Origin of the sequence: Aneurinibacillus thermoaerophilus, assembly GCF_900099925.1 — a bacterium.
Lineage (GTDB): Bacteria > Bacillota > Bacilli > Aneurinibacillales > Aneurinibacillaceae > Aneurinibacillus > Aneurinibacillus thermoaerophilus.
Genome location: NZ_FNDE01000020.1, coordinates 1 through 13613, shown reverse-complemented (window position 1 = coordinate 13613; position 13613 = coordinate 1). Strand labels below are relative to the sequence as shown.

General features: G+C 43.5%; 13 protein-coding genes and 2 pseudogenes. 9 read left to right on the top strand and 6 right to left on the bottom strand.

What is annotated here, in order from left to right:
• Window positions 1-210: 210 nt before the first annotated feature.
• A complete protein-coding gene (locus BLR88_RS19560) occupies window positions 211-363 on the top strand; it encodes a hypothetical protein (RefSeq protein WP_156424065.1) in 153 nt (50 codons plus the stop codon).
• 1173 nt (window positions 364-1536) lie between these two features.
• On the top strand, window positions 1537-2037 hold the full coding sequence (locus tag BLR88_RS10965) for a hypothetical protein (RefSeq protein WP_057899100.1): 501 nt from the start codon (window positions 1537-1539) through the stop codon (window positions 2035-2037).
• A gap of 27 nt (window positions 2038-2064) precedes the next feature.
• Here the strand turns inward: BLR88_RS10965 and BLR88_RS10960 are convergent, their stop codons facing one another.
• The 3 genes and pseudogenes from BLR88_RS10960 to BLR88_RS10950 all read right to left on the bottom strand — a co-directional run.
• A complete protein-coding gene (locus BLR88_RS10960; RefSeq protein WP_091260669.1) occupies window positions 2065-2586 on the bottom strand; it encodes a hypothetical protein in 522 nt (173 codons plus the stop codon).
• Window positions 2587-3355: 769 nt separating this feature from the next.
• Window positions 3356-3607: a peptidoglycan-binding domain-containing protein gene (locus BLR88_RS10955; RefSeq protein WP_257721607.1), complete on the bottom strand. Its 252-nt coding sequence runs from the start codon at window positions 3605-3607 to the stop codon at window positions 3356-3358.
• A gap of 3 nt (window positions 3608-3610) precedes the next feature.
• Window positions 3611-4045, bottom strand: a pseudogene (locus BLR88_RS10950) (L,D-transpeptidase); the annotation flags it as partial.
• Window positions 4046-4447: 402 nt separating this feature from the next.
• Between BLR88_RS10950 and BLR88_RS10945 the strand changes: the two are divergent.
• From BLR88_RS10945 to BLR88_RS10925, 4 genes are all read left to right on the top strand, one after another.
• A complete protein-coding gene (locus tag BLR88_RS10945) occupies window positions 4448-5749 on the top strand; it encodes an IS91 family transposase (RefSeq protein ID WP_091260666.1) in 1302 nt (433 codons plus the stop codon).
• A gap of 462 nt (window positions 5750-6211) precedes the next feature.
• The gene (locus tag BLR88_RS10935; protein ID WP_057899097.1) at window positions 6212-6574 is read left to right on the top strand and encodes a GyrI-like domain-containing protein; all 363 of its coding nucleotides are present in this window, start codon (window positions 6212-6214) and stop codon (window positions 6572-6574) included.
• A gap of 224 nt (window positions 6575-6798) precedes the next feature.
• Window positions 6799-7527, top strand: a complete 729-nt coding sequence (locus BLR88_RS10930; RefSeq protein ID WP_057899096.1) for an MOSC domain-containing protein — start codon at window positions 6799-6801, stop codon at window positions 7525-7527.
• 127 nt (window positions 7528-7654) lie between these two features.
• Entirely contained in the window at window positions 7655-8071 is a 417-nt protein-coding gene (locus tag BLR88_RS10925; RefSeq protein ID WP_057899095.1) for a FixH family protein, read from the top strand.
• A 323-nt stretch (window positions 8072-8394) separates the two neighbouring features.
• Here BLR88_RS10925 and BLR88_RS20560 read toward each other — a convergent pair whose 3' ends face one another.
• Window positions 8395-8964 (bottom strand): YkoP family protein, encoded by a 570-nt coding sequence (locus BLR88_RS20560; RefSeq protein WP_057899094.1) that lies wholly within the window; start codon window positions 8962-8964, stop codon window positions 8395-8397.
• Window positions 8965-9093: 129 nt separating this feature from the next.
• On the opposite strand from BLR88_RS20560, the gene BLR88_RS10915 reads away from it, so the two are divergent.
• On the top strand, window positions 9094-10194 hold the full coding sequence (locus tag BLR88_RS10915; RefSeq protein ID WP_091260664.1) for an MGDG synthase family glycosyltransferase: 1101 nt from the start codon (window positions 9094-9096) through the stop codon (window positions 10192-10194).
• A 37-nt stretch (window positions 10195-10231) separates the two neighbouring features.
• Here BLR88_RS10915 and BLR88_RS10910 read toward each other — a convergent pair whose 3' ends face one another.
• Window positions 10232-11071, bottom strand: coding sequence for a metallophosphoesterase (locus BLR88_RS10910; RefSeq protein WP_091260662.1), 840 nt, complete (start codon window positions 11069-11071; stop codon window positions 10232-10234).
• Between the two features lie 260 nt (window positions 11072-11331).
• Here BLR88_RS10910 and BLR88_RS10905 point away from each other — a divergent pair, with 260 nt between their 5' ends.
• On the top strand, window positions 11332-12504 hold the full coding sequence (locus tag BLR88_RS10905; protein WP_057899092.1) for a pyridoxal-phosphate-dependent aminotransferase family protein: 1173 nt from the start codon (window positions 11332-11334) through the stop codon (window positions 12502-12504).
• A 40-nt stretch (window positions 12505-12544) separates the two neighbouring features.
• Here the strand turns inward: BLR88_RS10905 and BLR88_RS10900 are convergent, their stop codons facing one another.
• On the bottom strand, window positions 12545-13318 hold the full coding sequence (locus tag BLR88_RS10900) for an ABC transporter ATP-binding protein (protein ID WP_254778303.1): 774 nt from the start codon (window positions 13316-13318) through the stop codon (window positions 12545-12547).
• Window positions 13319-13411: 93 nt separating this feature from the next.
• Here BLR88_RS10900 and BLR88_RS10895 point away from each other — a divergent pair.
• Window positions 13412-13613, top strand: a pseudogene (locus tag BLR88_RS10895) (IS701 family transposase); the annotation flags it as partial.

The window sequence follows — 13613 nt, the reverse complement described above, 5'->3', positions numbered from 1 at the left end:
GGATCGGGTAAAAGTACGACATCGACACCTAAACCGAAACTGCAGCTACAACCACAACAAACAAATCGAGCAGACGGTTGAGCAGAACATGAACGATGTTTTCTATCCGAACTGTAGTAAAGTGCAGCACCATCGTATAGAGGGGAGCCTGGATAGGGCGGAAGCGATCCGGTACCGGGCGTTGGATCGCGAGGTGATGGGATGAGGAGTTTGCGGAGGTTTACGGTAGGGAACGTAAATCGGACCAAGATCATATCGGCTACTTCCGGGGGAGCAAGCATGCCGGCGACGAGAAAGAGTGGGTGGACGAGCGGCAGCGCTAAGCCAATGCCGGATAAACGGGGCAAGTGGCAGCCGGATTGAGATTGAACGGAAAAACCGTTCTGACGCCGTTTCCCGGATATACTGGAGGCTGAGGACGGGATCGCTCCCTCTAAAATGGCTTGATCGCGTCTGAGCCGCAGCGGTTAATTATTAACAGGTTCGCGGCGCAGGCGGCAGCTGGTTATTTGAATGAACGGTTTGGGGAGAGAGCCTTGTCTATACACGTAAGGTTCTTCAACGCGAAGAACATGTATATGCGTGGAGAAAGGATTCAAGAAGGACGAGAGTGTCCAGACATGGGCACTCTTCTTTTATGTTTTTGTAAGGAAAACGTAGTACTATTTGGTTACTGTTTCGGTTCACCTGACTGTAACTCGTCGGTGCCGATGTTTGGCTGTAGGGGTAAGAATTGCACAAAAAAATATTGGCGATATCAAATTACCAATCAAGATGACTCGATTCATATCTTCTCCTTTCAGCCGATTTCTCATCCCATGCTACTGATATGCCCGGACGCAGGACAAAATAAAAAAAGACTTCCTAATCTTAGAGGTTGAAAAATCTTGGTTTCCTGTGCCTAATGAAATACTCATGACAGGCTGTATTTACTTACAAATTCCTTCAGGGTCAAAAGCTCAATCTTTTGGATGAGTCATTTCCCCTCTTCATCTGTGACGTACTCATGGAGTTTTGTCAAACTTCGGTCATTGGATATGACTACTTTTGCACCTCCGCATATCACATATTCGATGAACATAGCATCGTCTGAGTCAAAAACACCATGAGAGCTAACAACGGGTTCAATCTCTTCGGTTCTAAGTAAATGAAAGGCTGCAAACCCGATTATACGAAAACCAGGAAGGACGATAGGTATACATGACAGAGGTTGTGGCGGACGGTGTTTGTTTCCTTGAAAAAGCAGAGGATACTCGTACGGGCAAGCAGCAACCAAGCCATTGCCCCTAGAGATCCATTTGCCGATCCGTTTACTTGCTCAAGAAAACTGATCGATATTACAACTGACAATTTGCCGTTCTAGTGAATTGGTCATCGCAGAGAAAGGAGATTCCATGAATAACTATCTGGACTGAAGGTTCCATCTTTACCTAAATCCGGTAAAGAATACGTTTCACTGCTTTCGCTGCCAGGAAAAAGGGGGCGTGGCCAAATTCATCGGTCTTCTGGAGGGAAAAGGCGAACAACAAGTGATCGATGAATACAAGGCCAAAACACGAAGCCGCCCGAAGGAAAAAGCGGAAGAAAAAGACATGGGAAGATCATCCTGCGATGAAGCTTTCCGCACACCAATGGAAACTGATGGGCTTTCTCGGGAAGATCGACGGGAAAATGTTTCACACCAACCCGAATTATGCACGCGCGGTTCTTCAGTGGGCATGGCGGGAGTGGCAACTATTCACGTCTGAGAAATCGAAGGAAGCGTTCCATGTCCTTCTGATTGGCAAATACCTGGCGAATGAAAAAGCAGCGGAGGATTTCGTCAGGAAAACCGAGAAAGATACCGGCATTGAAAGTCTTTGGGAGCGCGCCGTGAAGATGCATCAGCTCCCCAAGGATTTGTGGGCGGAATGGGCCAAACGAGCTGATGTCATCGTTCGCGAACTTGTAGAAGCAATTCGGAACGAAGAGAAAGCGGCGGATTTGGAAGGGACCATTCAGCGAGAGTTGCAAAAGATGAAGGAGAGAACGGCGTGACCTGGAAATGGAGTTATATCCGACTCTTCAAATATGACACCTGCCCCCACGCGTACTATTTCCGGCATGAATGCGACGTCCCCCCCAGCCGCGGGGAGCGCCCCATGTACTGCGATAGCTGTAATTGTAGTGGAGAGGCACAGGAAATGCGCTGCCTGTCAGATTCAGTCGCTGATGATGCTGGAAAAGAGCTGCCAGCTCTGAAATAATTTCCACGTTTCTTTCGCGTGAATAGTAATGCCAGAGTCCGATCCGAATATCATCTTCAGTATAGCCGAATCCACTGAGGTAGCTGGCCATCGTATATACGACGTCTAAATCGTTTGCTGCATCGGCTTTGCCGACTCTGTTCCCGTCTTTGCCTATTCCGCCAAAAAAAGCAATGCTTGATGGATTAGTGTCTTCAGAATTGGGGTTTAGCAATCCGTTCCATATCTCCGGCGCAAATACAATACCGGTTTTATGCGACGAAGTATGGGAAAAGGATGTGTCTGCTTTTTTCTTTGAATTTTTGTGGATGTTCCGCTCATATTGATCAATAGCCGCCATAAAGTATCATGGAATTCCGGTGATGGCCTGCATATGTTCAAACAACAATTGTCTTTCCCGGGCTGATGCTTCTGTCTCCGATGCTCCGGGAGACGCAGCCTGGACGGAGAAAGGGGGGCAGAGAAGGCTCAGGATAAGGATGAGAAACAGTACTTTGTATGATATGGCATCCTCCCGTCATAAATAAATAGTCTTGGCTTTAGTGTGTGTAGCGAAGCAGATTTTATAATAACACTCAGTGTCAGGGGACAGGTGGGTTCTTTACTCCGGGCAAGATGTGGGTCACATCAGAGCGGCGTTATGACTCCGCTTTTCCTCTTACGAATACCTGGGCTACGCTGTGCATGATCCCAAGCTAATCTTTACGAAGCTTACAAACCTTCACTTTCGGTCACCGCAAGCTGTACCGTAAGGTACAGCCTTACCCATCTTCTCCTAGCAGTATTCCGGATGATGCACTCATCCTTTGTTTCCGCATTTCCCTTATGCAACCAACCCCTCCATTGCTAGAGACGCTGTTTCGGGCAGAGATAGCCTTTGCGACTAGGCTAGCAGCATACCAGCAAATGAGACCGGTGTTGCACTGTATATAAGAAAGCGACTTGCTTGTCGCACCATAACGGAGATTATAGAACACAAAAAAGCAGCTACCTGGACAAAACCCGATCAGCTGTTTTAATTTACATTTACATTAGTTAGGATCTGCATAAGGACAGCCCGTTTGGAAAAGGAACGGCTGCTTTTGCTTATACCGCAGCTCTAAAACTTATCATTCAATAATGCCTAAGTACAGCAAATCGGTCTCATGAATTTGTTTCGTTACAGGCAAGTTACTCTGTTTTTGAAATTGAGTCACGGCTTGTTCTGTACTCCGATCAAAAATGCCGTGACATGTACCATGATAAAAGCCGGCAGCCCGAAGATGATTCTGGACAAGTTGAACTAGCGTGCCACGCGAACCGCGTACCAGGACGTGATAGGTCAAATCTTTATGACCGGTAATCGGCCCTTCTACGATCACTATTGTTCCGACCGGCACCTTTTCATACAGTTCCTCGATATCCCGATTTCGCATACGAAAACAGCCATGGCTTACATTTTGACCGATCAGATGAGGTTTGTTCGTGCCATGTATTCCATATTTTCCTCATGGTACGTTTAATCCGAGCCAGCAGCTTCCAAACCCGCCGCCCCATCCCGTACTCTTTGAAACAATACGAAAGGTCCCTACGGGGGAAGGTGTATCTCGGGTACCGGGAGCCACTTTGAACGTCTTGATTGCTTTCCCCCCTTCAAGAAGCTGAAGATCCTGGTGCCACAGGTTGATACGGATTTCGTAAGAGGCTTTCTGTTCATTTGAAGAATAAGCGGTTAGGGTACATAGAATGAGAACAAAAACAGAAACAACAATCCAGATGATTCCCAGTTTTATAAATTTATGCAAAAAAACTCTTAACATTTTCATAAAACCTACCTCTTTTCATGCTGAAATCACATGCATGCTACCCGATTGTTTTCGTCGATAATTAAATTTTTTTCAATAAAGGCGTGAATAAAGCCGAGCATTCCATGCAGTGAACGGTTTTTTTCTTATCGTTTTCCCATCATGCGTGCTGTATTCGTACTAAAATCGTTAAACTCCCATCTTAAACTAATCGGTTCCTGTCGCCTATCATAGCCAGGAATTAATTTTGTTTGTCATAAGGCCATTTTTTTGACTCTTCTTAATAAACAACATTTCTGATGGCCAGGGCAAAGGGCTACTGCTTTTCTTATCGTATAAGAAAGTATATGTTGCTTTAAAGTGGAAAAGTGGGACCGGAAGGTCCCTTTCTTTTTGGATTCATTGTAAGATGAAGGTATGGAGACAAATATTTTGAAACGTATTTTTTTTGATGAGCGTCAACACTGGAAGCGATTTGTTGAAAAGTATGGAAATCGTATACGTCCAAATGTGATTAAAGAAATTGAAAAATTTCGTACATGTGGTACATCTGAGAATGGCTTTAAACTCTTTGTATGTGAAGGGTGTCATCATGTTCGGAAAATGACTTTTCGTTGCAAGGGAAGATTTTGTACAAGTTGCTCCAATGGGGAAACCGAGGAGTGGGGACGCTTATTGGCAGAAGATATGTTTCAAGTATGTCATCGACATGTTATTTTTACGATAGATGAAGGATTACGGAATATCTTTTTACAGCATCGTGAGATGCTAAAACCTTTCATGGATGAAGCAGTTAAACTGGTGCAGGGCTGGTTTAAAAAGAAGTTTAGAGTAACACCTGGTATTATTGCTGGCTTACATACGTTTGGTTCCCGCCTTAATTTTAATCCCCATGTGCATATGCTCGTTACCATGAGAGGTATGAAAGAAAATGGAGAATGGAAGGTATATAATTATATTCCGTTTTCCATGTTGAGAAAGCAGTGGCAAGTGGTTGTCTTAAAACTTATTCGCCGTACAGTAAGTGAGATAGAAAAGAAAAAGATTCAACCTTTGCTACAAAAAGCGTATTCGGCAAATGCCGAGGGTTTTTATGTATATGCTCCTAAACAGAAAGGAAATGTAAAGGAGCAGTTGAAGTATATCGGACGTTATATTCGTCGTCCTGCGATTGCTTTACATCGTATTGAGGAGTATGACGGCGAATTTGTTACCTTTCGGTATTATGACAAAAAAGAGCAGAAAGAAAAGCGGGAAACGATTTCTGTTGAGGAGTTTATTTCCCGTTTAATTCGTCATATTCCAGATGAACAGTTTAAGGTTATCCGTCATTACGGTGTATATTCCCGGAAACTAAAAGCAATGTGCAAGAGACTTGTATCTGTATGGCAAAAAGAAGTACGAAAATGGATTGTAAATGTGCGAAAGATTCTCCGAAGGAGAACATGGAGAGAGCGGATTAAAGAAGGAACAGGGAAAGATCCAATGATATGCCCTCGATGCCAATGTTATTATGAATACAAGGGAGAAGTATGGCTGCATGGCGGCGAATTAAAAGTAAGATACGCTGTCGATGACATGGCAAGGAGATATCTAACGAGGGAGATTGAACATGGCAAAGTCAAAGAAGAAAAAACACAAGAAGCAAGGCGTAATCACCGTATCTCGATTTCTTCGAGCGAAAAACAAGGTCAATTACGTCTGTTTGGTGTGCAATGAAACAGAAGGAATTCCGTATGATACGGTCCGCTCTTTTGATGCGATGGATGATGGGGACCTTACGGTCCCTCCCCAGTTTAGTTGTGAAAAGTGTGGGGGGGAAATGTACCCTGAATATTACGAGGGAGTACATGGTCAAATTTATAGGCTTGAAGATGTTAAGAAGTAAAAAGGACCGGGCGCATGCCCGGTTTTTCTCATTAACGTAAGCGAAATTATTGAAAATAGATAATCAATCATGGCGAAAATTTTTAATTTTTATAACGGATAATCTATAATGAAAGTTTTTGAAATGATATTTTATTCTACACTTATGATTACTTAATTACATTAGGCACCAGACTTTTTAGCATGTTCAAGTTATCTTGCTTTCTTTTTATCGTTTCATCGCGGAGTTCTATACCATTTTCAGGGATAGGATCAGGGAAGAAGGACTGAAGATCATCTATATTTAAATTAAGCTTGGAATTCTTATTAAATCATCACAATGTAAAAATTGTTTCTCCTATTGCGGTTTATTATTCTTCTGACGACAGTGAAAATGATGTAAATATTGAAGTTGCAGTGCCTGTTATGGGTAATCTGCCTGAATCAGAAAGAATCAAGATCAGGAAATTAAAAGCGGTCAAGAGGATGGCTTGTGTTATCCATAAAGGTAATAATGATAAATTAGCTGATGCTTACACGGCTATTCAGAAGTGGATGGAAATGAACGGATATGAAATTGCAGGACCTAGTAGAGAAGTACACCTTGAGGGATACTGGTCAACGTCTAATGAAGATAAACACGTTACTGAAATCCAAATTCCTGTTGTAAAATCATAATACTAAGCGTAATATTTATTTTTAATACGTCCGATAATACGTAAAATGTAAAACTAAAGCAGCTGATCCGGTTCATCCAGATCAACTGTTTTGCTGTGTCCGATAACTTGGTTTATGTAAGAAGAGCGTTTTGCAAATCGCTCGATAGTAGTAATTCTTACAATTAAATGAAAAATTTTGATAAGATTATATTTAGAAAAAATGTTGTTGAAAGGATAATAAAGATGCTGATTGGGGAAATTAAAGAAATTATTCGCCATCCCGTGAAGTCATTTCGGGGGGAAAGCGTACGGAAGACAACGATCCAGCCTTATGGGTTGTATGGGGATCGCAGTCATGCTTTTTTGGATGGAACGAGACCCGGCCAATTTTTGACAGCCACGCAGCTTCCGGCGATGATTGGCTATCAGGCGGAATTTATCGGGCAAGAGAGTCTGGAGAAGTTTCCACAGGTTAAGATTACATCGCCCAGCGGAAAAACGTATTTTTGGGGAGATGAAGCATTAACGAAAGAATTGGAGGAGAAGTCAGGCAGAAGCATTTCAACGATACAGTATTCTCCAGACCATATTCCATTGGGAGCGATTGAAGAAGAGAATGTTTTGCTTGCTACAGACGCTTCGCTTGCCAAACTTGAGGAATTATGGGGAGATAAAGTGGATCACAGACGTTTTCGACCTAATATTCTTATCGCCATGTACGAAAATATTCCATTTGCAGAAGACCATTGGTTCGGGAAGCGAATGATGATGGGGGAAGCGGAGCTGGAAATAAAGCGGCATTGTGAACGGTGCATGATGATCACGATTAACCCCGATACGTGCGCGTTTGATCCTTCTCTGTTAAAAACGGTAGTTCGGGAGCGGAACAATTATTTCGGAGTCTACGCTTCTGTGATTAAGACGGGTGAAATCAAGGTCGGAGATAAGATTTATTTATGGCAATCATATTAGCAGTAGAGTCAGGAACGATATGAATAGCGGATGGAGCATAGAGAACATCGAGAAATAAGTAGACAGATGCATTTTGTATATCAATATCGTTATATATGCTGGAAAGGGTGAATGTAGGAAAGTGAGAATGTCGAAAGTTTTGTTTGGTTTTATGCTTTTGTTAATTGTATGGGGGGGAATCGGGTGTGGCCAGAATAGCACGCCAGAGGAAAGGCAGAAGCCGGTACCAGTAGAGGTTTCGCTTACGATTATGCCCGAAAGCGTGAAAGAAAAACAACCGGTGAAGATTTCCGCTCGAATCACGCAGAAGCAACGACCGGTCAATGATGCGGAAGATGTTAAATTTGAAATCGGACAAGAAAATCAAGAAAAGAAACAGATGATTGCCGCCAAGAAAACGGGAGACGGGGTCTACTCGATTACATATACGTTTGATAAAGCAGGACAATACTACATTATGTATCATGTCAATGCTGGAGGCATGCACAATATGAATAAAGTGCCGGTGAATGTACAACCGATGTCCGGTGCTGTACAGCGCTAATCAAACTAAATGTATAGTTTTTCAACAATTGAAATAAGTGAATGCATGAATATAAAAAAGTCTTTAAAGGAGCGGGGGTTTAGCCTCTTTCTTTCCTTCAAAAGACTTTTTTTGTTTTTAGGGCCATGAAATGTATGAATACCCACTCATAAGTTGCCCATCGAAGCCCGTTGTTTGTAGCAAATGGCTCATTCGTGTAGCGCAATGCGAGTACAATGACAGAAGAAAATAAGGATACAAAAGAAGAGATCAACCACAGCCAGGGAGTCGCGCTTTTCTTTCGTATCCGCTGCGAACGACCTACAGCTTGGTGTTATTATCTATTATGTGGGTAAGTCCTGTGCTTGTAAATATTTATTAAATATTTGTTCCTTTGACATCAGAAGGAACTTAGGAACTGGATTTTTTTGTCTAAAAACTCCTTTTTTATCCGGATGGCATAAAATAAACATTGGCTTCATATATAATTGCTTCATATTTCGATAATAGCGGTTTTGAATATCCTTTACCTCGAATCCTAGGCGACTTACCCCGCGGGATAGCATGGTAATGCCAATGATGCCTTTAATGTTGTCTCTCTGTGGGTGTTTAAAAATAAAATGGGCCAGCTCGGGCAGCGAGGATTGCACACGATGATAAACATACAGGGCTCGTTTTGTGTCGTTTAGAATGTTTTTCATCTCGTCCATAAGCAAACAATTATGGAGATGTATTTTCAGAAGAAGATCGTTGGGACATATACGTGTTCCATCCGAAAGAGTGAGATGTTGCCCGTGATAACGAATAAGCTTGACGCGGAAAATGTTTTTTTCTTTTCTGTTTACATATTCTAATTGAGAACACGAAAAATAAAATTTGTCTATAAATGACCAGAGTTGAATCCACGTTCCCAATGCAGATGCCTCCTTTCATGCTGGTGTAACAGATGATGAGACAATTTTTTTCTTATTAATGCGTAGCAACGAGAGTAAGTATGCATCACAATTTTTTCCCAATGAATATAAAGGAGTCTGATACTAAGCATGAAAAAAGTTCTTTTTTTTCCATTATTGCAACTTCCTTCAGGTCACCATCAAGTCGCCGATGCCCTTATGCGCTCATTGGAAAAAAGAGCGGAGGGAATCTCGTGCCGAAAAATCGATTTTTTGTGGTATGCGAACAGACACTTAGAAAAAATAGTGACCGGTATATATATGAGGTGGATTTATTACGCGCCGCAGACGTATAAATGGACGTATCAGCATTGCGCCTGTTCGGCAAGCGGCATAAAAAATTACCAATTAGCATGGTATGAAAGACTATTTCAGGACAAAATGGAACAATTGCTTCGTGAAGAAAAACCGGATTTGTTGGTTTGTACCCATGCTTTTCCTTCTTTTTTAATAAGCAGGCTGAAAGAACAGGGGAAAATCTTTACGCCTGCCATTAATGTGTATACTGACTTTTTTATTAACGAAATTTGGGGACGTCGAGGAATTGACTTCCATTTTGTTCCTGCTAGTTCACTAAAGAACGAACTCATGGGAAAGTACAATATACCTGAGGAACGAATTCACATAACCGGTATCCCAGTAGATGAGCAGTTTCACACGACCGATAGGAAATTTCCTGTATCTCCGCCTTACAAAATATTGATATCAGGAGGAAGTAACGGACTGGGCGACATTCTTTCTCTATTGCAAAAAATGAAGCATGCTACCGAGTTTCGCTATTTTATTCTTTGTGGCCATAATAAAGAGCTTTTCCATGAGATTGCTTCTTGGAAAATGGAACATATTCAACCGCTTTCCTTTATTTCATCGAGAAAGCAGATGAATGATTGGTACGAACAAGTGGACGCTATCATTACCAAGCCAGGAGGCGTAACGATAAGCGAAGCTTTGTGGAAGAAACTTCCCATCTTCGTCCATTCCGTTTTGCCCGGTCAGGAAGAAGTGAACCTGCATTACCTGGAATCACAAAAATTGGTATACAGACTTTTATCCCATTCGCCGTATGAAACACAAATACTAAACGTTTTGCAGAACGAAGAAGAACGAAGCAATTGGATGAAAATAATTGAACGCTATCATCAAGATAAGGAAGGAATGGCCTGGGAGAAAATAAAGGAACTAGTGGAATAAAAAGAAGTCCCCAAACGATTCACACGTTTAGAGACTTTTAGCTGGCACGTGTTATTTTTTCGCTTTCTTTTCCTTTAAGCGTATGGAGCGTAATTTCCGGACGGCAACCTGTACGAATATTCACCCCGGTTTGCCCTAATCCTTCGCTGATGTAGTAAGGTTTCCCGTTTCGGTAATGCAGGCCCTTGATAATCTTCATTCTAGCCAACTTCCCCATTTTTACCAAGTGGTAAGGTTTCGGCCAGTGGATTTGGCCGCCATGGAAATGGCCGGAGAGAAGGTAATCGTAAGGCACATCATCCATATGAAGCACGACATTCGGATCATGGGTTAATACAAGATTGATGCCTGTTTTAACCCCTTCATACGATTTGGCAATGTTGCTTCGACGGGTGCTGAAATCATCAATGCCGATGATGTTAAGCACAGTATCACCCAGTTGTAGGACTCTGTTTTCATTCTGCAGAACAATGCAACCATGGCTCTCCAGCGTTTTGCGGAAGAGTTCAAGATGGTGCTTGTGCAGCAGATAGTCATGGTTGCCAAAGACAACGTAAATGCCGAGAGGCGCATTGAGTTGTTTCAGCACCTTAATGTATTCCATGAACGGCTGGATATTTTTCTGACGCTCAAGCTGATCCCCGGTCAGGGCAATAAGATCTATATTTAAATCTTTTACTTTTTCATACAGAGTTTGAGGTGTGATCGAAAGATTTTCAAGATGCATGTCGGAAAGGTGCAGAATATTTATTTCTTTATTCTGCGGCAAGTCCAGTGGAATCTCTACTTTTTGCACTTGTACATCGAATGTGTTGCGGTATGCACGGCGGATTCCAAAAAACAAGCCTAGTAAGAGGATAAAGGTAATGATAAGCATGATAATCCTCCTTTCTCGTTTTTCAATCACGTAATTTATATAATAAAGGGAATCGACCCGAATGAAAATGATGAAATATTGGATAAAGACCCTATAGCTAGCATTGAACATGAGGAACGAGCGGCCGCTTGAAAGAATTTTCAAGCGGGCTTTGTCGATTTTATTGTTGAAATTGTTTGATGTTTTTGAATGGAAGGGATAAACTATTTTTAGAAGCGAACCCCCCTTTTTTCCATCATACATAGGAAAGGATGAGAGAGATGTATAAAGAATTAAATCCGCCAAGCCGTATTTTAATGGGGCCGGGGCCGAGCGATGTTCATCCGCGCGTACTGAAGGCGATGGCAATGCCGCTTGTCGGTCATTTGGACCCGTCTTTTCTACAAATTATGAACGAAACGATGGAGCTAATCAGAATGGTTTTTGAAACAAAGAATGAGCTTACGCTCTCGATGTCGGGCACTGGTAGCGCTGGGATGGAGACGGTGTTTGTAAATATACTGGAGCCGGGCGATAAGGTTATCATCGGTGTCAATGGCCTTTTTGGCGAGCGGATGACGGATGTAGCGGAACGTTGTGGTGCTGAAGTCATCAGAGTGGAGGCACCGTGGGGCGAGATCATCCAGCCAGAGCAAATAAAAGCAGCGCTTGAAAAGCATGCTGGTGTTAAGGCAGTAGCGGTCGTGCATGCCGAGACATCGACCGGCGCCCTTCAGCCATTGTTCGAAATTTCGCGACTTGTGCACGAACACGATGCCCTCTTTATTGTGGACGCGGTAACGTCGCTCGGTGGAATCAAAGTGGGGATAGATGAAAACGAAGTAGACGCGTGCTACAGCGGAACGCAAAAATGCTTAAGCGCGCCGCCGGGCCTTTCACCGGTAACGTTCAGCAAACGGGCGCAGGAAGCGCTGGCGAAACGTACGTCCAAGGTGCAAAGCTGGTATCTTGATCTATCCATGCTTCAAAATTACTGGGGACAGGAGCGTTTCTACCATCATACAGCTCCGATTAGCATGAATTACGCCCTGCGCGAAGCGCTGCGTTTGGTAGCGGAGGAAGGGCTGGAACAGACGTGGGAGCGACATTGGAAATTCGGGAAGGCGCTTCAGGCCGGTTTAGAAGCGATGGGATTGTCGTTGCATGTGGCAGAAGAATACCGCTTGCCGCAGCTTACGTCTGTGCGCATCCCGGAAGGTATTGATGAAGCGGCAGTGCGTAAGCAGTTGCTGGAACAGTTCGGCATTGAGATTGGCGGCGGATTGGGAGCACTCAAAGGAAAAGTATGGCGCATCGGTTTGATGGGCTATTCTTGTCAGCCGCGCAATGTTCTTCTCTTCCTATCGGCACTTGCACAAGTGTTGGAGCAGCACGGGTACAAAACCAGTTCGAACGAAAGTTGTGCGGCCATGCTCGAAACGATATACGGCTGAGAACAAACCTCCGCTATGTTGGCGGAGGTTTGTTTTTTTATTAGCCAGCATTTCGCTTTCGTTCATGCTTACTGTACGGAATGCACATCGGCGTTCCGTAAATTGGGTCTTTAATAATGCGGCAGTCAAGATTAAAGACCGCCCGTACCAAATCTTCCGTCATCACCGACTCAGGAGCACCCTCGGCGTATACGGTCTGGTTTTGCACTGCGACGATATGGTCAGCATACCGGCAGGCAAGGTTTAAATCGTGAAGCACCATAACAACTGTCCGTTTTTCGTTCCGGTTTAATTCAGCAAGAATATCAAGCACTTCTAGTTGGTGCGTCATATCAAGATATGTGGTCGGCTCGTCAAGCAGCAGTGTATGCGTTCCTTGAGCAAGCACCATCGCGATCCATGCCCGCTGACGCTGGCCGCCGGAAAGGGAATCTACCGGCTGTTCGGCGAGCTCGCTCATTTGTGTTGCATCTAACGCCCAGGTTACCATTTTTTCGTCTTCTTCTGACCACTGGCGCAGCCAGCTTTGGTACGGATATCGGCCTTGTTTCACCAATTGCAGGACAGTGAGTCCTTCGGGAGCTGCCGTTGATTGCGGCAAAATGGCAAGACGCCGTGCTACTTCCTTTGTGGATAAACGGGAAATGCTGTGGCCGTCCAGCAATACAGACCCGGATTTCGGTTTCAATAAGCGCGCCAGAGAGCGGAGCAGGGTGGATTTTCCACAGCCGTTGCTTCCGATAAATACCGTCACTTTTCCTTCTGGTATCGTCATGTTTAATTCATTACTGTAGATGAGCAAATTCACTAACATAAATTTACATCCGAACAAAAAAGGAGACATGAACCCGATTCCTTGATTAGAATAGATGTGTCACCAAACCATTCTCAAGGAGGTTCATGTCTCATGAATAGACTACCACATCACCAAGGAATCGACAAGTTTTTCGCAATGTTGGGGCTGGCCCTTTATTTCTCTAAGCCGGTCATGAAGCATCTCGTTCATATTATCGATGCGCTGACAACGAAAGGATTTGTGGGAACCTTGACCGATCTGCATCATGAGAGCTTTCATCCCAACCATCGAACGACACTGAGCCATTTTTTCA

Coding starts and splice junctions, on each gene's coding strand:
- BLR88_RS10900 (WP_254778303.1), bottom strand. CDS start 13,318: ATGTTAGTGAATTTGCTCATCTACAGTAATGAATTAAACATGACGATA.
- BLR88_RS10915 (WP_091260664.1), top strand. CDS start 9,094: ATGAAAAAAGTTCTTTTTTTTCCATTATTGCAACTTCCTTCAGGTCAC.
- BLR88_RS10905 (WP_057899092.1), top strand. CDS start 11,332: ATGTATAAAGAATTAAATCCGCCAAGCCGTATTTTAATGGGGCCGGGG.
- BLR88_RS10910 (WP_091260662.1), bottom strand. CDS start 11,071: ATGCTTATCATTACCTTTATCCTCTTACTAGGCTTGTTTTTTGGAATC.
- BLR88_RS10965 (WP_057899100.1), top strand. CDS start 1,537: ATGAATACAAGGCCAAAACACGAAGCCGCCCGAAGGAAAAAGCGGAAG.
- BLR88_RS10945 (WP_091260666.1), top strand. CDS start 4,448: ATGGAGACAAATATTTTGAAACGTATTTTTTTTGATGAGCGTCAACAC.
- BLR88_RS10930 (WP_057899096.1), top strand. CDS start 6,799: ATGCTGATTGGGGAAATTAAAGAAATTATTCGCCATCCCGTGAAGTCA.
- BLR88_RS10925 (WP_057899095.1), top strand. CDS start 7,655: ATGTCGAAAGTTTTGTTTGGTTTTATGCTTTTGTTAATTGTATGGGGG.
- BLR88_RS10960 (WP_091260669.1), bottom strand. CDS start 2,586: ATGGCGGCTATTGATCAATATGAGCGGAACATCCACAAAAATTCAAAG.